Source organism: Rathayibacter oskolensis (genome assembly GCF_900177245.1).
Taxonomy (GTDB): Bacteria; Actinomycetota; Actinomycetes; order Actinomycetales; family Microbacteriaceae; genus Rathayibacter; species Rathayibacter oskolensis.
The window spans coordinates 1,126,400-1,147,670 of record NZ_FXBM01000002.1; the positions used below are offsets into that span (position 1 = coordinate 1,126,400).

Here is a 21,271-nt window from a genome sequence, read left to right on the forward strand (position 1 = left end):
CCTCTAGCGCCCGATCGAGGACATGTCGGCGTACCGGTCGCCGACGGGCGGCTCGACGGCCGACAGCGCAGTGAGCTGGTCCGCGGTGAGGACGAGGGAGTCGGCGGCCGCGTTCTCCTCGATCCGCGAGACCCGCTTGGTGCCCGGGATCGGCGCGATGTCGTCGCCCTGCGCGAGGAGCCAGGCCAGAGCCACCTGCGCGGGCGTGGCGTCCGCCTCCGCCGCGACCCGGTCGACCTCCTCCACGATCCGGAGGTTCGACTCGAGCGCGCCGTCGGCGAACCGCGGGTTGCTGCGCCGGAAGTCGTCGGAGCCGAGCGCGTCGACGGAGCGGATGGTCCCCGTCAGGAACCCGCGGCCGAGCGGCGAGTAGGGCACGAAGCCGATGCCGAGCTCGCGCAGCAGCGGGAGCACCTCGGCCTCGGGGTCGCGGGTCCAGAGCGAGTACTCCGACTGGACGGCAGTGACCGGGTGGACGGCGTTCGCACGTCGGATCGTCTCGGGTGCCGCCTCCGACAGCCCGTAACCGCGGATCTTGCCCTGCTCGATCAGCTCGGCGAAGGCTCCGGCCGTCTCCTCGACGGGGACGGCGGGATCCATCCGGTGCTGGTAGTAGAGGTCGATGCGGTCGGTGCCGAGCCGGCGGAGCGAGCCCTCGACGGCGATCCGGAGGTTCTCGGGGGAGCCGTCGAGACCGCGCTCGCCGGTGGTGCGGTGCAGCATCATGCCGAACTTGCTGGCCAGCACGACCTCGTCGCGGCGGCCGACCAGCGCGCGGCCGACCAGCTCCTCGTTCGTGTACGGGCCGTAGATCTCGGCGGTGTCGAGGAAGGTGACGCCGAGATCGAGCGCGCGGTGGATGGTGCGGATCGACTCGGAGTCGTCGGTGCCGGCTCCGGTGTAGAAGGCGGACATGCCCATGGCGCCGAGGCCGAGGCGGGAGACGTCGAGAGCGGTCGCGGCGCGACCGGGTCCGGTGCCGACTCCGAGGGTGATGGTCTTCACGGTGTGGTGTTCCTCTCGTGGTACGCCGCGATCTTGATGTCGATCGCGGCGAGGCTGGTGCGAGTGCGAGCGAGCTGCTCCTCGACGTCGGCGCGGTGCGCCCGGAGGAGCGCGAGGCGCTCGGGTTCGCTGTCCGGTCCGATCCGGACCAGCTCGGCGTACTCCCGGATGCGCGCGATGGGCATCCCGGTCGAGCGCAGCTTGGTCAGGAAGTCGACCCAGCCCACATCCGCGGGCCGGTAACGGCGGTGGCTCGACGAGGCCCGCTCGACGGCGTCGAGCATCAGCCCCGCCTGCTCGTAGTAGCGCAGCGTGTGCACCGTCAGCCCGGTGACGGCGGCGGCCTCCGAGATGGAGAGCCCTCCGTCGCGCGCGGCCGGGAGCCCGGGGGCGGTTCGGATCGTGGACATGGCGTCAACCTACGACTTCGAGTGCGCTCGAAGTCAAGCGGCGTCGGCGAGGAACGGCTCGAGCGCCTCGATGATCAGACTGTCCGCCTCCTCGTGGCCGATGGTCGACTCCCCGTCGCCCGGCTGGGGGCCGTACCAGCCGAAGTCCGCGTGGTTCGCGCCGTCGATCTCGACCGATCGGGCGGAGTCGGGGAGCAGACCGCGGGCGGCGTCGACCTTCTCCGGGGTGCTCAGGCCGTCCTCCGAGCCGCTGATGCTCAGGACGGGGAGGGCGGAGCCGGACAGGTCGTTCGCGCAGTAGCTCCCGAGCAGGACGAGCCCCGAGACCGCGGGGTCGTCGGCCCACTGGCAGGCCTTGACCCCGCCGAGGGAGTGGCCGCCGACGAGCCACTCGTCGACTCCTCCCGCCTGAGCGGTGAAGCTCTCGAGCGAGCGGAGGTCGAAGAAGGCGAGATTCAGGATCGGACGGGTGATGACGACCGTCGCACCGTCGGCGACGAGCGGCGCGAGCGTGGCCTCGTACGACTCCGCGTCGACCTTCGCCCCGGGCACGAAGACCAGACCGGTGCCGGCGATGGTGCTCGCCGCCCCCGCGGCCGGTGTCATCACGATCGCGGAGTCGGTGCGCTCGACGGCGATCGCGGGATCGGCGCGCACCCGGGCGAGCGCCTCCTCGTCGGGTCCCCTGACGATCGAGCTCCAGATCAGGAAGCCGACGACGGCGACGGCGACGAGGCCGCCGAGGCAGAGGAGGACGATCCTGACGACGCGCCTGCGCTCGCCGGGCCGGGTGCTCACCGGTTCGCCGCGATCGCGTCGGCCGCCTGCACGAGCGCGAGGTGGGAGAGCGCCTGGGGCGTGTTGCCCGCGTGACGGCCCTGCCCGACGTCGTACTCCTCCGAGAGCAGGCCGACGTCGTTGCAGAGACCGACCAGCCTGGTCATCAGGGTCTCGGCGTCGCCGAGCCGCCCGGAGTACGCGTACTGGCGCACGAGCCAGAACGAGCACGCCACGAACGGGTGCTCGCCGCCTGCCAGGCCGTCGACCGAGGACTCGGTGCGGTAGCGGTGCAGCAGGCCGTCCTGCAGCAGGACGCGCTCGAGCTCGGCGACCGTTCCGAGCATCCGAGGGTCGTCGGCGTCGACGTAGCCGACCATCGGCAGGACCAGCAGCGAGGCGTCGACCTCGCTCGAGCCGTAGGACTGGACGAAGTGGCCGCGCTCGGCGTCGAAGCCCTGCGCGTCGATCTCGGCCCGCACCTGCTCGCGCAGCGCCTCCCAGGTCTCGACCGGCCCGTCGAGCCCGCACTCGCGGGCCGCCCGCACCCCGCGGTCCAGCGCCGCCCAGATCATCACCCGCGAGTGCGTGAAGTGGCGCGGCTCGCCTCTGATCTCCCAGATGCCGTTGTCGGGGCGCTGCCAGTTCTGCTCGACGTAGCCGAGCAGGGCGCGCTGGAGCGGCCACGAGAACTCCGTCTCGTCCACTCCCGCGAGCCGCGCCTCGTGCAGGGCGACCATCACCTCGCCGATCACGTCGGCCTGGTACTGGTCGACGGCCGCGTTACCGATCCGCACCGGAGCCGCGCCGCCGTAGCCGGGCAGGCTCGGCATCGTGCGCTCGAGCAGGTCGCGCTCGCCGGCGAGCCCGTACATGATCTGCACGTCCTCGGGAGCGCCGGCGACCGCGCGCAGCAGCCAGGCCCGCCACTTCTCGGCCTCCTGCTCGAATCCGTGCGCGAGCAGCGCCTGGAGTGTGAGCGAGGCGTCGCGCAGCCACACGTAGCGGTAGTCCCAGTTGCGGCTCCCGCCGAACTGCTCGGGCAGGGAGGTGGTCGCCGCCGCGACGATGCCGCCGGTCTCGTCGTCGGTCAGCGCGCGCAGCGTCAGCAGCGAGCGGACCACCGCGTCGCGGTGCGGGCCGTCGTAGCTGATCGACTCGGCCCAGCCGCTCCACCAGGCGATCGTCCGCTCCAGCGCGCGATCGACGTCGAGCTCTCTCGGCGCCTTCCGGTGCGAGGGGAACCAGGCCATCGACAGGTCGACCGTCGCCCCGCTGGCCACGTCGAACTCGGCCGAGTGCACGTGATCGCTCGCCGTCAGGCGCATGCCGCGCACCACGACCGCGTCGGGGCCGGCCACGGCGACCAGCAGCGGGTCCTCGTCCGTCCCCTCCTGGCGCATCCACGGCAGCGTCCGCGCGTAGTCGAAGCGGATGCGCAGCTCCTGGCGCATCCGCACCGAGCCGGAGACCCCTCTCACCCGGCGGACCAGCTCGGCGCGGTCATCGCGCAGCGGCATGACGTCGACGACCTCGACCACGCCGGTGGAGGTCGTCCACCGCGTGACCAGGGCGAGCGTGTCACCGAGGTAGTGGCGCTCGACGGTGGCGTCCTGGTCGACCGGGCGCAGCGACCAGCGGCCCTGCTCGTCGCCGCCGAGCAACGCGCCGAAGACCGAGGCGGAGTCGAAGCGGGGGAGGCAGAGCCAGTCGATGCCTCCGTCGCGCGAGACGAGAGCAGCGGTGCGGCAGTCGGAGAGGACGGCGTAATCCTCGATCGGGGAGACCATGGGGCCGATCCTCTCAGTACTTCGGGCCCGTGGCAGCGCGTCACGCGAGCCCTCTCAGTCAAGGCGGAGCGTCGACTCCGAGGCGCGCCGTAGGGTGAGCCGCATGCCTCACTCCGTCTCGACACTGCTCATCCTCGGTGCGACGGGCGACCTGTCCTCCCGTCTGCTCCTCCCGGCGATCGGTCAGCTGCTGACCCGGGAGACCGACCGGCGGATCCAGCTCGTGGGAGCCGGCCGCGAGGACTGGAGCCAGGAGCACTGGCACGAGGTCGTGGCCGCGTCGTTCGCCACCGAGCAGTCCTCGGGCGCGGGCATCGACGAGCTCGTCGCGGGCACGCGCTACCAGCAGGTCGACGTCACCGATCCGGAGGAGCTCGCCGCCCTCCTCGCGAGCTGCGAGGGACCCGTCGCCCTGTACTTCGCGCTGCCCCCGGCGATCGCGGCGAAGGCGTGCGACGCTCTCGCCGCCCACGAGCTGCCGGAGGGGACCGTGCTGGCCCTCGAGAAGCCGTTCGGCACCGACGAGGCCGGCGCGCGCGCGCTCAACGAGCGCCTCGCCGCGCTCGTGCCCGAGGACCGGATCCACCGCGTCGACCACTTCCTGGGCCGGGCGACCGTGATGAACATGCTCGGGCTCCGCTTCGCCAACCGCGTCTTCGAGCCGCTGTGGTCCTCCGAGCACATCGAGAGCGTCGCGATCGTCTACGACGAGCAGCTCGGGCTCGAGGGGCGCGCCGGCTACTACGACGGTGCGGGAGCCCTGATCGACATGATCCAGAGCCACCTGCTGCAGGTGCTCGCGGTGGTCGCGATGGAGCCGCCGTCGACCCTCGACGCGGCCGACCTCCGCGACGCCAAGGGGATCGTGCTGCGCGCGACCCGTCTCCGCGGCGACGACCTGACCGAGAGCTCCCGGCGCGCCCGGTACACCGCGGGGACCATCGGCGGCCGCGAGCTGCCGTCGTACGTCGACGAGCAGGGGGTCGATCCCTCCCGCGGCATGGAGACGCTGGCCGAGCTGACCGTCGAGATCGACACCTGGCGCTGGGCGGGGGTGCCCTTCACTCTGCGCTCCGGGAAGGCGCTCGGCGAGCGTCGACGCGAGGTCGTCATCCGCTTCAAGCCCGTGCCGCGCCTCCCCGAGGGGTTCCACGGCACCGAGGAGCCGTCGGTGCTGCGGCTGTTCCTCGCGCCCGATCAGATGGCGCTCGAGCTGAACATCAACGGCCCCGGCGACCCCTACTCGCTCGACCGCGCCTCCCTCGAGGCTACCTTCGGCGAGGGCGAGCTGCTCGCCTACGGAGAGGTGCTCTCGGGCATCCTCGACGACGACCCGTCGCTCTCGGTGCGCGGGGACGCGGCCGAGGAGTGCTGGCGGATCGTGCAGCCGGCGATCGACGCATGGCGCGCGGGCGACGTGCCGCTGGACGACTACGCGGCGGGGAGCCGCGGGCCGGAGCGATGGGCGTCGGTCTGAGCGCCTAGCGCGGTCGTGAGCGGGTGGATCTCGAGACACCCGCTGAGCGGGCTGCTCGATCAGCAGGATCCGGGCCGCGACGTCAGCGCGGCGCGGGAGAGTCGACCGGCGACGCGTCGGCCTGCACCGGCTCGGCCCACACCGCGATCGGCTTCGGCTCCCAGGTGAGGGCCGCCGGCTCCGCGACGGGCGACTCCGCCACGACCGGGGGAGTGGACGCCGTCATCACGGGGATCGCCTCGGTGATCGGGTTCGCGGTGTCCTCGACGCCGGCGCGGAGCTGCTCCGCCTGGATCGCGGCGGACAGCTCGTGCGCGAGGGAGCGGGCGAGCATTCCGTGGAAGATCGGATCGCGGTCGTCGTGGCTGCGGCGGGTGACGACCCACGCGCCCTCCGCACCGACGAAGGCGGCGAGGCGCTCGTGCACGACGGCGAACAGCTCGTCCTGCGTGAGGGCGGGGGCCGCGACGACCTCGGGGGCCGGCTGGCGGCGCCTCAGACGAAACCTCATGACGTGCCCCTTCCCGCGTGCGACTGCCCCCAGTGTCGCCGCGGGATCGCCGCGCGCCGGGCTGACACGCCGCAGCGGGCGCTGAGCCGGACGCGTCAGCGCTTCTTCTTGCCGCCCGGGTTCCCGGCCAGCTGCTTCGAGTCGTACGAGACCGAGCCGATCGCCACGGCCACCGAGATCGCCCAGCTCGCCCACTGCAGGGCGAGACGCCAGTCGCGCGGACCCTTGCGCGTCGTCTGGAGGATGGACCAGCCTCCGACGATCGCGCTGATGACGCTCGAGTTGAGGATGAACTTGCGCATCGATTGCCTCCCGTGTTCACGACGACGCTAGCGGGCTGATGGGGCTCTCAGGGACGGTTGACACCGCATCCCGCTTCCGCCCGCTACGGTGAACCGCCACCGAGGAGAACGGGTACGAGATGCGCACGGCTGTGATCGGGGCGGTCCTGCTCGCGCTCGGAGCCCTCGCCGTGGCGACAGGTGTGCTCCCGCTCGACGCGCTGGGGGAGCTGGTGGAGCGCACGGCTCCCGTTCTCGCCTTCGTGGTCGCGGTCACGGTCGTCGCCGAGCTCGCATCGGAGGCGGGACTGTTCACGGTCGTCGCCGAGCGCGCCGCCGACTGGGGTCGCGGGCGGACCGCCGTGCTCTGGCTCCTGGTCGTGGTCATGGCGATCGTCAGCACCGTGTTCCTCTCGCTCGACACCACGGCGGTCCTGCTGACGCCGGTGGTGGTGCTCCTCGCCGCGCACGTGCGGGTCTCGCCGCTGCCGTTCGCGATGGCGACCGTCTGGCTCGCGAACTGCGCCTCGCTCCTGCTCCCGGTCTCGAACCTCACCAACCTGCTCGCGGAGCGGCGGCTCGGCGTCGACGGGCCGCTCGCGTTCGCCTCCCTCACCGCGGCCCCCGCACTCGTCGCAGCGGCGGTCCCGGTGCTCGTCCTGGCGGTCCGCTACCGCCGGGAGCTCGCCGGGCGGTACGAGCCCGGCGAGCGCACGCCCGTCGGCGACCGCGTCCTGCTGGTCGGCGCCGGTGTCGTCGTCGCCCTGCTGCTGCCCGCGCTGGTGTCGGGGCTCGAGGTGTGGATCCCCGCGGCGGTGGCCGCCCTCGCCCTCGTGGTGATCTTCCTCGTCCGCCGCCGCTCGGCTGTGCGGTTCTCGCTCGTCCCGTGGCAGCTCGTCGTCTTCGCCTCCGGTCTGTTCGTGGTGATGGAGGCGGCGCACCAGCTCGGTCTCGGAACCGCGCTCGCCGTCGTCGCGGGCGAGGGGGGAGGAGTGGGGGACCTGCTCCGGCTCGCCGGCTCGGGCGCGGTGGCGGCGAACCTCGTCGACAACCTGCCCGCCTACCTCGCGCTGGAGCCCGTCGCCGACGATCCGGTCCGCCTCGTCGCGCTGCTCATCGGCGTCAACGCGGGCCCCCTGATCACGCCGTGGGCGTCGCTCGCCACCCTGCTCTGGCACCAGCGGCTGACAGCGCTCGGAGTGCGGATCTCGTGGGGCCAGTACGCGCTGCTGGGCCTCGTCGCGGTGGTGCCGACGGTCGGCGCTGCGGTGCTCGCGCTGGCGGCCGTGCAGGGGTGACGCCGGGCCGCTCGACAGGCGGGGCTGGTACCCTCACGGCGTAAGAAGACGGCACGACCGACGATGGGGAACACCATTCTTCCGAACTCCGCCTCCGACTCCCTCGACGCCGCCGCGGCACCCCGCAACGCGTTCGTGGTGGTGTCCAACCGCCTCCCCGTCGACCGCGTCGTCGCCGACGACGGCACCGCCTCGTGGAAGACCTCGCCCGGCGGCCTGGTCACCGCACTCGAGCCCGTGATGCGGGCCAACGCGGGCGCCTGGGTCGGCTGGCCCGGCGTCGCCGACGAGGACGTCGCGCCCTTCGAGAACGACGGCGTGACGATCGTGCCGGTGGCCCTCAGCGCGCAGGAGCTCGAGGACTACTACGAGGGCTTCTCGAACGACACGCTCTGGCCGCTCTACCACGACGTGATCGCGCCCCCCACCTACCACCGCGACTGGTGGGACGCCTACGTGCGCGTCAACCGGCGCTTCGCCGAGGCCGCCGCCGCGGTGACGGAGGAGGGCGGCGTCGTCTGGGTGCAGGACTACCAGCTCCAGCTCGTGCCGAAGATGCTCCGCGAGCTGCGGCCCGATGTGACGATCGGCTTCTTCAACCACATCCCGTTCCCGCCCTACGGCATCTTCGCCCAGCTCCCGTGGCGCAAGCAGATCGTCGAGGGCCTGCTCGGTGCCGACGTCATCGGCTTCCAGCGCCAGGGCGACGCGGGCAGCTTCCTGCGGGCGGTCCGCCGCCTGCTGGGCTACGACACCCGCAGCACGACCGTCGAGGTCCCGGTCGAGGAGGAGGCGGCCTCGGGCTCGCGCCGCGTCAACCGCTCCCGCCGCGGCGCCACGGTGCGCCCGGTCGTCGCGAAGCACTTCCCGATCTCGATCGACGCCGCGTCGTTCGAGGCGATGGCCCGCACCCCCGAGATCCAGGAGCGGGCACGCCAGATCCGGCACGACCTGGGCGACCCCGCCATCGTCATGCTCGGCGTCGACCGCCTCGACTACACCAAGGGCATCGGCCACCGCCTGAAGGCGTTCGGCGAGCTCCTGGCCGACGGACGGCTGAGCACCGAGGAGGCCGTCCTGGTGCAGGTCGCGAGCCCGAGCCGCGAGCGCGTCGAGACCTACAAGCAGCTGCGCGACGACATCGAGCTGCAGGTCGGCCGCATCAACGGCGACTACGGCACGATCGGCAATCCCGCGATCAGCTACCTCCACCACGGCTACCCCCGGGACGAGATGGTCGCCCTCTACCTCGCGGCCGACGTCATGCTCGTCACCGCTCTGCGCGACGGGATGAACCTCGTCGCGAAGGAGTACGTCGCCTCGCGGTTCGACAACGACGGCGTGCTCGTGCTCAGCGAGTTCACCGGCGCCGCCGACGAGCTGAAGCAGGCGGTGCAGATCAACCCGCACGACATCTCCGGTCTCAAGGATGCGATGGAGGGCGCGGCGAGGATGCCGCGCGCCGAGCGTCAGCGGCGGATGCGGGCCCTCCGCCGGCGGGTGCTCGAGAACGACGTCGCGCGCTGGTCGGCCAGCTTCCTCGACGCGCTGTCCGAGCACGCCGAGGGTCAGCAGCTCGACGTGCAGCCGGCCCCGCGCGGGCAGGAGGCGCCGCTCGGACAGGAGGCGGAGCACGACCAGGACGCGGCCCACGGCCAGGCCGCCGCGGCCCGCGAGGCCGTCGAGGCCGAGGCCGCGCGATGAGCACGGTCACCCCCGCACCGCTCGAGCCGCACCAGCCCGGCATCCCGGATCGCCTCGTCGTCGCGCTGCGCGAGCTCGCGCAGACCGAGAGGCTCCTGGTCGCCCTCGACTTCGACGGCACGCTCGCCCCCGAGGTCGACGAGCCGGCGCGCGCCCGGGCGCTGCCCGAGGCGCGCGACGCCGTGCTCCGCCTGCTCGCGCTGCCGGCCACCCGCGTCGCCCTCGTGTCCGGGCGCGCCCTCGAGAGCCTGGAGGAGGTCGCGCAGCTCCCCGACGAGGCGCTGCTCGTCGGCTCCCACGGCGTCGAGATCCGCCTCGACCCCGATGAGGACGCCGTCCGACTCGACGCGAGCGAGCAGGCCAAGGTCGACGTCCTCGAGGACGTGCTGAAGGGCATCGCCCGCGGCATCGACAACGTCTGGATCGAGGACAAGCCGGCCGGCTTCGCGCTGCACACCCGGCTCGCGACCGATCGCCACAGCCGGGTGGCCCACGTCGTCGCCCTGTCGGAGGCGCGTGCCGAGGTCGAGGGCGTCCACGTCCGCGAGGGCAAGAACGTGCTCGAGTTCTCGGTCCGCTCCACCACCAAGGGCGAGGCGGTAGAGCACCTCCGCCGCTACACCGGCGCCACGGCCGTGCTCTACGCGGGCGACGACGTCACCGACGAGGACGCCTTCGCGGTGATGCGCGCGGGCGACGTCGGGATCAAGAGCGGCGCGGGCACGACGTCGGCCTCGCACCGCGTCCGCGGCCCGGAGCAGGTGGCGCACGCGCTGTCGCTGCTGGCCGGGTACCGCGGCACGGCGGGCTAGGTCCTCCTCCTCCACGGCGGATCGGAACGGCTCCTCCCGAGCCGGAGTACGGCCGACGAGGCGGTAGCCTCGTCACATGCCGGAAATCGATTGGAAGCCTCGTTCGCGCACCGTCACGGACGGCATCGAGGCCACGACGTCGCGCGGGATGCTGCGGGCCGTCGGAATGGGCGACGACGACTGGGAGAAGCCCCAGATCGGCATCGCCTCGTCCTGGAACGAGATCACCCCGTGCAACCTCTCGCTGGAGCGCCTCGCGCGCAGCGCCAAAGAGGGTGTGCACTCGGGAGGCGGCTACCCGCTCCAGTTCGGGACCGTCTCGGTGTCGGACGGCATCTCGATGGGCCACGAGGGCATGCACTTCTCGCTCGTCTCGCGCGAGGTCATCGCCGACTCCGTCGAGACCGTGATGATGGCCGAGCGCCTCGATGGCACCGTCATGCTCGCGGGCTGCGACAAGTCGCTGCCCGGCATGCTGATGGCGGCCGCGCGGCTCGACCTCGCCGCCGTCTTCGTCTACGCCGGCTCGATCGCGCCGGGGTGGGTCAAGCTCTCGGACGGCACCGAGAAGGACATCACGATCATCGACTCCTTCGAGGCGGTCGGCGCCGTCAAGGCCGGGATCATGTCCGAGGAGGACGCCAAGCGCATCGAGTGCGCGTTCGCACCCGGCGAGGGCTCGTGCGGAGGCATGTACACCGCGAACACGATGGCCAGCGTCGCCGAGGCGCTCGGCATGAGCCTCCCCGGCTCCGCGTCGCCCGCCGCGGCCGACCGCCGCCGCGACTACTTCGCCCGCAAGTCGGGGGAGGCCGTGGTCGAGATGCTCCGCAACGGCATCACCGCGCGCGACATCCTCACCAAGGAGGCGTTCGAGAACGCGATCGCCGTCGCGATGGCCTTCGGAGGCTCGACCAACGTCATCCTGCACCTGCTGGCGATCGCGAACGAGGCCGAGGTCGACCTCACGATCGACGACTTCAACCGCGTCGGCGACACGATCCCGCACATCGGAGACCTGAAGCCCTTCGGCAAGTACGTCATGAACGACGTCGACCGCCACGGCGGGGTCCCGGCCGTGATGAAGGCTCTGCTCGACGCGGGGCTCCTGCACGGCGACTGCCTCACGGTGACCGGCAGGACGGTGGCCGAGAACCTGGCCGAGATGGACATCGCCCCGCTCGACGGCGAGGTCATCCGCACGCTGGACAACCCGATCCACGCGACCGGGGGAATCACGGTCCTCAAGGGCTCGCTGGCTCCCGAGGGCGCTGTCGTCAAGACCGCGGGCTTCGACGCCTCCGTCTTCGAGGGCCCGGCCCGCGTGTTCGAGCGCGAGCGCGCCGCGATGGACGCGCTCACCGAGGGGCGGATCAAGCACGGCGACGTCGTCGTCATCCGCTACGAGGGCCCCAAGGGCGGGCCGGGGATGCGCGAGATGCTCGCGATCACCGCCGCCATCAAGGGCGCGGGCCTCGGAAAAGATGTACTACTCTTGACCGACGGACGATTCTCAGGCGGCACAACCGGCCTGTGCATCGGACACATAGCTCCCGAATCGGTGGACGCAGGTCCTATCGCATTCGTTCGCGACGGCGACCCGATTCGGGTCGACATCGCCGCTCGCTCGATCGACCTACTCGTCGACGACTCCGAGCTCGCCGCCCGCCGAGAAGGCTGGGCCCCCCTCCCTCCGCGCTACACCCGCGGTGTCCTCGCCAAGTACGCCAAGCTCGTCCGCTCGGCAGCCGAGGGCGCCACCACCGGGTAGTCCAGGCCGGCCGCGCACTCGCGCTCCCTGACGCATCACGTTCCGAAGGAATCGACACCCGCATGACACCGGACCCGTCCGCCGTGCATCCCGCACCGACGCCCCAGCCCCCTCGCCCCGCCCCGGCAGCAGCCGGATCGGCGCCCGCGACCGAGACCCTCACCGGCGCGCAGGCGGTCGTCCGCTCGCTCGAGATGCTCGGGATCGAGGACGTCTTCGGCCTGCCCGGCGGCGCGATCCTCCCCGTCTACGACCCGCTGATGGACTCGTCGAAGATCCGCCACATCCTGGTCCGCCACGAGCAGGGCGCCGGCCACGCGGCGGAGGGCTACGCCTCCGCGACCGGCAAGCTCGGCGTGTGCATCGCCACCTCCGGGCCGGGTGCCACCAACCTCGTCACGGCCATCGCGGACGCCTACATGGACTCGGTCCCGATGCTCGCCATCACCGGCCAGGTGTTCTCGACGCTGATGGGCACCGACGCCTTCCAGGAGGCGGACATCGTCGGCATCACCATGCCGATCACCAAGCACTCCATCCTGGTGACCAAGCCCGAGGACATCCCGCAGGCCCTCGCCTCCGCCGCCCTGATCGCGACGACCGGCCGCCCCGGCCCCGTGCTCGTCGACATCACCAAGGACGCGCAGCAGAACGAGGCGCCGTTCCTCTGGCCGCCGAAGATCGACCTGCCCGGCTACCGCCCGGTCACCAAGGCGCACGGCAAGCAGATCCAGGCCGCGGCGCAGCTCCTGGCCGAGTCGAAGAAGCCGGTGCTCTACGTGGGCGGCGGCATCATCCGCGCCCGCGCGGCCGCCGAGCTGAAGGCGTTCGCCGAGGCCTGCGGGGCTCCCGTCGTCACAACGCTGATGGCCCGCGGCGCGTTCCCCGACTCGCACGAGCAGCACCTGGGCATGCCCGGGATGCACGGCACCGTGCCCGCGGTGCTCGCGCTGCAGGAGGCCGACCTGATCCTCGCGCTCGGCTCGCGGTTCGACGACCGCGTGACGGGCAAGGCGGCGCTGTTCGCCCCCAAGGCCAAGGTCGTGCACGTCGACATCGACCCCGCCGAGATCTCCAAGATCCGCACGGCCGACGTGCCGATCGTGGGCGACCTGAAGGACGTCCTGCCCGATCTGACCGACGCGTTCACGCGCGCGATCGACGGCGGCCGGCCCGACACCTCCGAGTGGTGGACCTACCTCAAGGGCCTCCAGGAGGAGTTCCCGCTCGGCTACACGGAGCCCGCCGACGGCCTGCTCTCGCCGCAGTACGTGATCAAGCGCATCGGTGAGATCACCGGACCCGAGGGCGTCTTCGCCTCCGGAGTCGGCCAGCACCAGATGTGGGCAGCGCAGTTCATCCAGTACGAGCGACCCAACTCGTGGCTCAACTCCGGCGGCGCGGGCACCATGGGCTACTCCGTGCCCGCCGCGATGGGCGCGAAGGTCGGCGAGCCCGATCGCACGGTCTGGGCGATCGACGGCGACGGCTGCTTCCAGATGACCAATCAGGAGCTCGCCACCTGCACCATCAACGACATCCCGATCAAGGTCGCGGTGATCAACAACTCCTCGCTCGGCATGGTGCGCCAGTGGCAGACCCTGTTCTACGAGGGCCGCTACTCGAACACCGACCTGAACACCGGGCACGACACCATCCGTGTGCCCGACTTCGTCAAGCTCGCCGAGGCCTACGGCGCGCTCGGCATCCGGGTCACCAAGCCGGAGGAGATCGACGACGCCATCCGCCTCGCGATCGCCACCAACGACCGGCCCGTCGTCATCGACTTCGTCGTCAGCCGCGACTCCATGGTCTGGCCGATGGTCCCGCAGGGCGTCTCGAACAGCTACGTCCAGTACGCCAGGGACCACAGCCCGACCTGGGACGACGAGGAGTAGACCGCATGACCCACCACGTCCTCTCCCTGCTCGTCGAAGACAAGCCGGGACTGCTCACCCGTGTCGCGGGGCTGTTCGCGCGCCGCGGCTTCAACATCGAGTCCCTCGCGGTCGGGCCGACCGAGCTCGAGGGCCTCTCGCGCATCACGGTCGCCGTCGACGTCGAGGACCTGCCGCTCGAGCAGGTGACGAAGCAGCTGAACAAGCTGGTCAACGTCATCAAGATCGTCGAGCTCGACCCCGACCAGTCGGTGCACCGCGAGCACCTGCTCGTGAAGGTGCGCGTCGACAACGTGACCCGGTCGCAGGTGCTCGAGGCCGTGAACCTCTTCCGCGCCCGCGTGGTGGACGTCGCGACCGACGCGCTCGTCATCGAGGTCACGGGCGACTCGGGGAAGACCACCGCGTTCCTCCGGGTGATCGAGCCCTACGGCATCAAGGAGATCGCGCAGTCGGGCCTGCTCGCCATCGGGCGCGGCTCGAAGTCGATCACCGAGCGCGTCTTCAAGAACTGACCGCGAACACTCCTCTACAGAAAAGGACTCACCACGTGACCGAGCTCATCTACGACGCCGACGCCGATCTCTCCATCATCCAGTCCAAGAAGGTCGCGATCGTCGGCTACGGCTCGCAGGGCCACGCGCACGCGCAGAACCTCCGCGACTCCGGCGTCGAGGTCGTTATCGCCCTCAAGGAGGGATCGAAGTCGATCGCCAAGGCCGAGGACGACGGCTTCGAGGTCAAGAGCGTCGCCGACGCCGCCGACTGGGCCGACCTGATCATGATCCTCGCGCCCGACCAGCACCAGCGCGCCATCTACAGCGAGCAGATCGCCGGCAAGCTGACCGAGGGCAAGACCCTCGCGTTCGCGCACGGCTTCAACATCCGCTTCGGCTACATCGAGGCCCCCGAGGGCGTCGACGTGATCCTGATCGCCCCGAAGGCGCCCGGCCACACCGTGCGCCGCGAGTTCGTCGCCGGCCGCGGCATCCCCGACATCATCGCCGTCGAGAACGACGCGTCGGGCACCGCCTGGGAGACCGCGAAGTCGTACGCGAAGGCCATCGGAGGCACGCGCGCCGGCGTCATCAAGACCACCTTCACCGAGGAGACCGAGACCGACCTGTTCGGCGAGCAGGCCGTGCTCTGCGGCGGCACCTCGCAGCTCGTCCAGTACGGCTTCGAGACGCTCGTCGAGGCGGGCTACCAGCCCGAGATCGCCTACTTCGAGGTGCTGCACGAGCTCAAGCTCATCGTCGACCTGATGTGGGAGGGCGGCATCGCCAAGCAGCGCTGGAGCGTCTCGGACACCGCCGAGTACGGCGACTACGTCTCCGGCCCCCGCGTCATCGACCCGAGCGTCAAGGAGAACATGCAGGCCGTCCTCGGGGACATCCAGAGCGGTGCCTTCGCGAAGCGCTTCATCGCCGACCAGGACGCGGGAGCGCCCGAGTTCATCGCGCTGCGCGAGAAGGGCGAGAAGCACCCGATCGAGGCGACCGGCCGCGAGCTGCGCAAGCTCTTCGCCTGGAAGCAGACCGACGAGGACTACACCGACGGCAGCGTCGCGCGCTAGTCGTCCGCACGGCCGAGGGAACCCCGGTGCGTCGAGAGAGCCTGTCCTGTCAGGCCCGCTCGCCGGGTCGGGGTTCCCTCGCGTCCGGGGTCAGTAGCCGAGGTCGCGGGCCAGGCGGCGCAGGCCGCCCTTCGGGGGGACGAGCACGGGCTCGGGCCAGCGCGGAGTCAGGTGGTCGCCCAGGGTGACCCGGCGGATCTTGCGGCCGACCAGGGGGAGGAGCCAGTCCGCCGTCCAGCGGTGCTGGTCGCGCAGCCACTCGGCGGCGGTCAGCGGCTCCGGAGCCTCCCAGGGGCCGGTCGAGATCGTGTGCGGCACGCCGAGGATGTCGAGCACCTGCGCCGCGAGGTAGCGGTGGCCGCGCTTGGAGAGGTGCATCCTGTCGGGCGACCACATCATCGGCTCGCGGAACGCCTGCATCCGCCAGTAGTCGACCAGGATCGCGCCGCGCTCCCTGGCGATCCGGCGGACGGCGGCGTTGTAGACGCGGTTCCGCCGCAGGAACATCCGCGGGGCGGGCAGCTTCGGGATGTCGAACCCGGTGAAGAGCACCAGGGAGGCGCCGGTCGTCGCGAGGGCGTCGACCATGCTCTCGTACTCCTCGACGAGCACGCGCATGTCGGTCTTCAGGTCGAGGATGTCGTTGCCGCCCGCGTAGAGGGTGACGAGGGTGGGGCGCAGCGCGAGAGCGCCGGGGAGCTGCTCGGCCCGGATCTGCGCGAGGCGCTTCGAGCGGATCGCCAGGTTCGCGTACTCCCACCCGGGCTCGGCGCGGGCGAGCCGGTCCGCGACGCGGTCGGCCCAGCCGCGGACCCCGTTGGGCATCCGGAGGTGCGGGTCGCCGACCCCCTCGGTGAACGAGTCGCCCACCGCCACGAAACGGCGCCCGGACCCCGCTCCCGTGCGATCAGCCATCCGCCCAGCATCTCCTGCGCAGAGGACCGGCCGGTGTCCTCCGGGTGTCGGCGCGGTGTCGGCTCGCTCCGAGCCCGCTGCCGGGCGGGCGCGGCTAGGGTGTTGCGGTGATCGAGGACAGGCCGCGAGAGGCCGCAGACGACGATGCGCTCAGCTGGGCCGGCGAGGGCGACGACCCGACCCTGTCGGCGGGCGACGGGACGCGGCCCCGCCGGGCTCCGCGCGCCGTCCGGTCGGCGCCGAGCGACCGGGAGGCCCTGCCGGGCGAGACGGACGACGAGCTGCCGGAGGAGCTGCGCGAGGACGAGGACGGCCCGACGGAGGCGGAGGAGGCCGCCGCCTCCTCGGTGCTGCTCGTCGCGACCGGTGCGGCCGCGGGCCTCTACCTGCTGTACACGATCGGATGGATGATCACCGCGACCCGGCCGAACGCCACGATCGCCGCCTCCTTCTCGGGCGACGCGCTCGGCGGTGCGCTCTACGGGCTCGGCCTCTGGCTGGCCGTCGCCGCCCCTGCGACCTGGTTCGCCGCGGTGCTGCTCGGCACGCGCGACTCCCGGGTCCGCACTCGCGTCCTCTGGCTGGTGGCCGGTCTCGTGCTGCTCGCCCCGCTGCCGTTCCTGAAGGGGGCCTGATCGTGACCGCACCTGCTGCCTCCTCGAAGGCGACCCTCGGCGGTCGCCGGCCCGGTGAGGGACGCGGGCGGCGCCTCGCCCTGTCCGTGCTGATCGCCGTGGTCGCCGGTCTGCTCTTCGCCTGGGACGTCTGGGAGGCGATCGGCAACCTCGTCGGCCTGCGCACCTATGCGGCGAGCCTCGGCACCGATCTGAACGCCACGGGCTGGACCGTGCTCGTGCTCGGGCTGGTGCTGCCCGTCGTCTGCTTCGCCGTCGCACTCGCGCTCGGCCGCCGGCGCGGCGTTCCGGCACGCGCCGGGCTGCTCGTCGCCGCGCTGTGCCTCTCGGCCGCGCTCTCGCTCGACGTGCAGCTGATCCTGGGCTTCGAGAGCCTCGTCGACCTCGGCTGACGCGGACGTCACACGGCCCGGGCCCTGCTCGGGGCTCCGATACAGTGGCGGGGGCTCCACCGAGGCCCCGCGCCCGGTGCCCGCTCCGTCCCCTCCCCGAAGGAAGCGCCTCCCGTGACACAGCCGGTCGTCCTGATCGCCGAAGAACTCTCGCCCGCCACCGTGGACGCCCTCGGTCCCGACTTCGAGATCCGCTCAGTGGACGGCACCGACCGCCCGGCGCTGCTCGAGGCGCTCGGCACGGCCGACGCGATCCTGGTGCGCTCGGCCACGCAGGTCGACGCGGAGGCGCTCGCCGCAGCCCCGTCGCTGAAGGTGATCGCGCGGGCCGGCGTCGGCCTCGACAACGTCGACATCACGGCCGCCACGGCCGCGGGAGTGATGGTCGTCAACGCACCGACCTCCAACATCATCTCGGCCGCCGAGCTGACCGTCGGCCACATCCTCAGCCTCGCCCGCCACATCCCCGCCGCGCACAGCGCGCTCGCCGAGGGTCTCTGGAAGCGCTCGAAGTACACGGGCGTCGAGCTCTACGAGAAGACGGTCGGCATCATCGGCCTCGGCCGGATCGGCGCGCTGATCACCGCCCGCCTGCAGGCGTTCGGCGTGGACGTCGTCGCCTACGACCCCTACGTGACGAGCGCCCGCGCCCAGCAGCTCGGCGTGACGCTGCTCCCGCTCGAGGAGCTGCTCGCGCAGAGCGACTTCATCACGATCCACATGCCCAAGACGGCCGAGACCACCGGGATGATCTCGGACGAGCAGCTCGCGCTGATGAAGCCGACGGCGTTCATCGTGAACGTCGCGCGCGGCGGGCTCATCGACGAGGACGCGCTGCACCGCGCACTCGTGGCGAAGAGCATCGCCGGCGCCGGCCTCGACGTCTTCGTCAAGGAGCCCCCGACCGGCTCGCCGCTGCTCTCCCTCGAGAACGTGGTGGTGACTCCGCACCTGGGAGCGTCGACGGACGAGGCGCAGGAGAAGGCGGGCGTCTCGGTCGCCAAGTCGGTGCGGCTCGCGCTCTCGGGCGAGCTCGTGCCCGACGCGGTCAACGTCGCGGGCGGAGTCATCGACGAGTACGTCCGCCCGGGCATCCCCCTGGTCGAGAAGCTCGGTCAGGTGTTCTCGGGTCTCGCCGGCTCTCCCGTCACCTCGATCGACGTCGAGGTCCGCGGCGAGCTCGCCGGCTACGACGTCAAGGTCCTCAAGCTCGCGGCACTCAAGGGCGTCTTCACGAACGTGGTGTCGGAGTCGGTGTCGTACGTGAACGCCCCGGTGCTCGCGGAGCAGCGCGGCATCGAGGTGCGCCTCATCACCGACGCGGTGTCGGACGAGTACCGCAACGTGATCACGCTGCGCGGCGCCCTCTCGGACGGCTCGCAGATCTCGGTATCGGGCACGCTCACCGGCACCAAGCAGGTCGAGAAGCTCGTGGCGATCAACGGCTACGACGTCGAGGTGCCGCTCGCGAAGCACCACGTGGTGATGAGCTACGTCGACCGGCCCGGGATCGTCGCGGTGTACGGCCGCGAGTTCGGCGACGCCTCCGTCAACATCGCCGGCATGCAGATCGCCCGCACCGAGGCCGGCGGCAAGGCCCTCTCGGTGATCACGATCGACTCTCCCGCGCCCGACGGCCTGCTCGAGAAGGTCCGCGTCGCGATCGACGCGGACCTGATGCAGGAGATCGACATCACCCAGCAGTAGGAGGCGTCATGCGGTCGCGGAGGTTCGCACAGGTCGACGTGTTCGGTGCAGAGCCGTTCCTGGGCAATCCGGTGGCGGTGGTCGTCGAGGGCGACGATGTCTCGGACGACGCGATGGCGGCGTTCGCGCGATGGACGAACCTGTCGGAGACGACCTTCGTGCTGGCGCCGACGACTCCCGAGGCCGACTACCGCCTCCGGATCTTCACGCCGGGCGGCGAGCTGCCGTTCGCCGGCCACCCGACGCTCGGGAGCGCGCACGCGTGGCTCGCGGCCGGGGGAGTGCCGCGCGGTGACGGTGCGATCGTGCAGGAGTGCACGGCCGGGCTGGTGCGGTTGCGGGTGACGGAGGCGGGGATCGCGTTCGCCGCGCCTCCGCGACGACGCTCGGGGCCGGCCGACGAGGCGACGGTGGAGCGCGCCGCCGCGGCCCTCGGGATCCGCCGTTCCGAGATCCTCGGACACGAGTGGGTCGACAACGGGCCGGGCTGGCTCGCGGTGCGGCTGGCCTCGGCCGCGCGGGTGCTCGAGCTGGCGCCGGACCAGGCGCTGCTGGCGGGGCTGCCGCTCGGTGTGGTCGGGCCGCACGCCGCGGGCTCCGAGTGCGCGTTCGAGGTGCGGGCGTTCATCCCGGACGCGGGCGTCGCCGAGGATCCGGTGACGGGGAGCCTCAACGCGGGGATCGCGCAGTGGCTGATCGGGGCGGGGCTCGCTCCGGAGCAGTACGTCGCGGCGCAGGGCGCGGCCCTCGGGCGCGCGGGTCGCGTGCACGTCGAGCGCGTGGGCGAGGACGTGTGGATCGGCGGGGCGACGACGACGCTGATCGACGGGGTCGTGCGGCTGTAGGAGTGCTGTTCTCAGAAGGGGCTGGCGCGCGTCGGCGTGTCCGCGTCAGAACGGCGGCGGTGCGTCGTCGAAGCGTGGGGGTGGTGCGGGTCGTCGCCCGGGAAGTGCGGGCGGTCGAGTGGTGACGTGGCGTCCGGTGGGGGTGGTCCACTCGGCGGTGCCGTCGGGATGGAGGACGTAGGTCCAGCGGTCGCCGTGGCGGACGTGATGGTGGCTGGTGCAGAGCGATGCCAGGTTGTCGAGGGAGGTCTGCCCGCCGTTCCGCCATTCGAGGGTGTGGTCGGCTTCGCTGGTGGAGGCGGGGCGGGTGCAGGCGGGGAAGCGGCAGGTCTGGTCGCGCAGCTGGAGGGCGAGACGCATCTGAGGAGGTGGGACGCGGTGGGTGCGTCCGACGGAGACGACTGTGCCCGTGACCGGGTCGGTGAGGACGCGGGTGAACGAGGCGGCGACTCCGACGAGGTGGCGGGCGACGGTGGCGGGGATCTCTCCGTAGCCGTCGAGATGGGCGGGCCCATCGTCCTCACCGGCTGCGGTCGTCGCGGGGAGGATGAGGCGCACTTCTGCGCGGACTCCGGGCACGAACGTGGGCGGGGCCTCCGTCCCGTCGCCGAGAGGGGTGGTTCCGGCGACGTCGCCGTCGCAGAGCAGGTCGGTGAGGGCGTCGGCGCGCAGCTGCGCGAGGGTCCGCTCGTCCCCGGACTCGTCGTCGCGGCTGCTGTCGCTGGTGCCGGTGCCGTCGCGGAGGTTCCGGGCGATCCGGTCGAGGCGGTGGTGGGCGCCGACCGCAGCGGCGGCCGGGAGGTAGGCGGACAGCGTGGCCATTCCGTCGATCTCCGGAGTGAGCCAGACGCCGCGGTCCTGCTCGGCGCGCGCGTGCCGCTTCTCGAGGGGGGAGTCGTGCAGTCGGTCGCGGAGCCTGCCGACCGCGCGCCGCAGCTGGGTCGGCGTCGTCGAGAGAGCGAGTTCGGCGGCGCGCTCGTCGAACTCGGCACGGGACTCCTTCGGCAGGGACGCGGCGACCGAGCAGATCACCTCGCCCGCCTTCCAGCGGATGCGCGCCGCCGCGAGCGCTGCGCGGGTCAGGGGGAGATCCTCGACCAGCAGGTGTGCGCGCTCGAGCTCGCGCGACAGCTCCCACTCGGACACTCCCGACCCGATCGCGAGCTCGGCGCGGAGGGAACGCTCGACGAGGTCGTTCGACTCGCTGCTCGACAGCCCGCCCCGAGCGAACGCGAGCGGGATCGCGAGCGCCGCGCGGTACACCTCGTACAGTCGCTCGGCCGACGCGAGCAGCGACAGCGACGCCTCGCGGGCGAGCCGGCCGACCTCGTCGGCGCCCTCGCGGATCTCGTCGAGTGACGCCTCCGCGGGTCGTGTCTCTGCTGCCGCTGCCATACGAGTATTGAATCAGGGACTACTGACACCGGGGCCGCGCACCCCGCCGATCGAGACGACTCGACGCCTGCG

The 21,271-nt window shown here is 71.9% G+C and carries 20 protein-coding genes; 12 read left to right on the top strand and 8 right to left on the bottom strand.

What is annotated here, in order from left to right; genetic code table 11:
* Window positions 1-3 precede the first annotated feature (3 nt).
* From B9Y99_RS14285 to B9Y99_RS14300, 4 genes are read right to left on the bottom strand one after another with little or no spacing between them, the layout of a single operon-like run.
* A complete protein-coding gene (locus B9Y99_RS14285) occupies window positions 4-1,005 on the bottom strand; it encodes an aldo/keto reductase (protein WP_085477202.1) in 1,002 nt (333 codons plus the stop codon).
* Window positions 1,002-1,415, bottom strand: a complete 414-nt coding sequence (locus B9Y99_RS14290) for a MerR family transcriptional regulator (RefSeq protein WP_085477203.1) — start codon at window positions 1,413-1,415, stop codon at window positions 1,002-1,004. Before B9Y99_RS14290 ends, B9Y99_RS14285 begins: the two co-directional genes overlap by 4 nt.
* Window positions 1,416-1,448: 33 nt before the next feature.
* A complete protein-coding gene (locus B9Y99_RS14295; protein ID WP_085477204.1) occupies window positions 1,449-2,213 on the bottom strand; it encodes an alpha/beta hydrolase in 765 nt (254 codons plus the stop codon).
* Entirely contained in the window at window positions 2,210-3,982 is a 1,773-nt protein-coding gene (locus B9Y99_RS14300; RefSeq protein ID WP_085477205.1) for a glycoside hydrolase family 15 protein, read from the bottom strand. Before B9Y99_RS14300 ends, B9Y99_RS14295 begins: the two co-directional genes overlap by 4 nt.
* A gap of 103 nt (window positions 3,983-4,085) precedes the next feature.
* On the opposite strand from B9Y99_RS14300, the gene B9Y99_RS14305 reads away from it, so the two are divergent.
* The gene (locus tag B9Y99_RS14305; protein WP_208856961.1) at window positions 4,086-5,459 is read left to right on the top strand and encodes a glucose-6-phosphate dehydrogenase; all 1,374 of its coding nucleotides are present in this window, start codon (window positions 4,086-4,088) and stop codon (window positions 5,457-5,459) included.
* An 82-nt stretch (window positions 5,460-5,541) separates the two neighbouring features.
* On the opposite strand, the gene B9Y99_RS14310 is transcribed toward B9Y99_RS14305, so the two are convergent.
* Together B9Y99_RS14310 and B9Y99_RS14315 are read right to left on the bottom strand one after the other, a co-directional pair.
* Window positions 5,542-5,970, bottom strand: coding sequence for a hypothetical protein (locus tag B9Y99_RS14310; RefSeq protein WP_085477207.1), 429 nt, complete (start codon window positions 5,968-5,970; stop codon window positions 5,542-5,544).
* Window positions 5,971-6,065: 95 nt separating this feature from the next.
* On the bottom strand, window positions 6,066-6,272 hold the full coding sequence (locus tag B9Y99_RS14315) for a hypothetical protein (RefSeq protein ID WP_085477208.1): 207 nt from the start codon (window positions 6,270-6,272) through the stop codon (window positions 6,066-6,068).
* 119 nt (window positions 6,273-6,391) lie between these two features.
* Between B9Y99_RS14315 and B9Y99_RS14320 the strand changes: the two genes are divergently transcribed.
* From B9Y99_RS14320 to ilvC, 7 genes are all read left to right on the top strand, one after another.
* Window positions 6,392-7,549, top strand: a complete 1,158-nt coding sequence (locus tag B9Y99_RS14320) for an SLC13 family permease (protein ID WP_085477209.1) — start codon at window positions 6,392-6,394, stop codon at window positions 7,547-7,549.
* 63 nt (window positions 7,550-7,612) lie between these two features.
* Window positions 7,613-9,253, top strand: coding sequence for an alpha,alpha-trehalose-phosphate synthase (UDP-forming) (locus tag B9Y99_RS14325; RefSeq protein ID WP_085477210.1), 1,641 nt, complete (start codon window positions 7,613-7,615; stop codon window positions 9,251-9,253).
* Window positions 9,250-10,065 (top strand): trehalose-phosphatase, encoded by an 816-nt coding sequence (gene otsB, locus B9Y99_RS14330; RefSeq protein WP_085477211.1) that lies wholly within the window; start codon window positions 9,250-9,252, stop codon window positions 10,063-10,065. The genes B9Y99_RS14325 and otsB overlap by 4 nt, the downstream gene beginning before the upstream one ends.
* Window positions 10,066-10,141: 76 nt before the next feature.
* The gene (gene ilvD, locus B9Y99_RS14335) at window positions 10,142-11,836 is read left to right on the top strand and encodes a dihydroxy-acid dehydratase (protein ID WP_085477212.1); all 1,695 of its coding nucleotides are present in this window, start codon (window positions 10,142-10,144) and stop codon (window positions 11,834-11,836) included.
* Window positions 11,837-11,898: 62 nt separating this feature from the next.
* Complete coding sequence (locus B9Y99_RS14340; protein ID WP_085477213.1) at window positions 11,899-13,734, top strand: acetolactate synthase large subunit; 1,836 nt, start codon at window positions 11,899-11,901, stop codon at window positions 13,732-13,734.
* A gap of 5 nt (window positions 13,735-13,739) precedes the next feature.
* Entirely contained in the window at window positions 13,740-14,249 is a 510-nt protein-coding gene (ilvN, locus tag B9Y99_RS14345; RefSeq protein ID WP_056042173.1) for an acetolactate synthase small subunit, read from the top strand.
* A 35-nt stretch (window positions 14,250-14,284) separates the two neighbouring features.
* On the top strand, window positions 14,285-15,310 hold the full coding sequence (gene ilvC / locus B9Y99_RS14350) for a ketol-acid reductoisomerase (protein WP_085477214.1): 1,026 nt from the start codon (window positions 14,285-14,287) through the stop codon (window positions 15,308-15,310).
* Window positions 15,311-15,400: 90 nt separating this feature from the next.
* Here ilvC and B9Y99_RS14355 read toward each other — a convergent pair whose 3' ends face one another.
* Window positions 15,401-16,225 (bottom strand): SGNH/GDSL hydrolase family protein, encoded by an 825-nt coding sequence (locus B9Y99_RS14355; RefSeq protein ID WP_085477215.1) that lies wholly within the window; start codon window positions 16,223-16,225, stop codon window positions 15,401-15,403.
* Window positions 16,226-16,332: 107 nt separating this feature from the next.
* Here B9Y99_RS14355 and B9Y99_RS14360 point away from each other — a divergent pair, with 107 nt between their 5' ends.
* The 4 genes from B9Y99_RS14360 (at window position 16,333) to B9Y99_RS14375 (ending at window position 19,804) form a co-directional block, all read left to right on the top strand.
* On the top strand, window positions 16,333-16,860 hold the full coding sequence (locus B9Y99_RS14360) for a hypothetical protein (protein WP_085477216.1): 528 nt from the start codon (window positions 16,333-16,335) through the stop codon (window positions 16,858-16,860).
* A gap of 2 nt (window positions 16,861-16,862) precedes the next feature.
* Entirely contained in the window at window positions 16,863-17,252 is a 390-nt protein-coding gene (locus B9Y99_RS14365) for a hypothetical protein (protein ID WP_085477217.1), read from the top strand.
* 114 nt (window positions 17,253-17,366) lie between these two features.
* Window positions 17,367-18,959 carry a phosphoglycerate dehydrogenase gene (gene serA, locus B9Y99_RS14370; protein ID WP_085477218.1) on the top strand — a complete coding sequence of 531 codons (1,593 nt, stop codon included), beginning with the start codon at window positions 17,367-17,369 and terminating at the stop codon, window positions 18,957-18,959.
* A gap of 8 nt (window positions 18,960-18,967) precedes the next feature.
* A complete protein-coding gene (locus B9Y99_RS14375; RefSeq protein ID WP_085477219.1) occupies window positions 18,968-19,804 on the top strand; it encodes a PhzF family phenazine biosynthesis protein in 837 nt (278 codons plus the stop codon).
* Window positions 19,805-19,849: 45 nt separating this feature from the next.
* Here the strand turns inward: B9Y99_RS14375 and B9Y99_RS14380 are convergent, their stop codons facing one another.
* Window positions 19,850-21,199 carry an HNH endonuclease signature motif containing protein gene (locus B9Y99_RS14380; RefSeq protein WP_085477220.1) on the bottom strand — a complete coding sequence of 450 codons (1,350 nt, stop codon included), beginning with the start codon at window positions 21,197-21,199 and terminating at the stop codon, window positions 19,850-19,852.
* Window positions 21,200-21,271 lie beyond the last annotated feature (72 nt).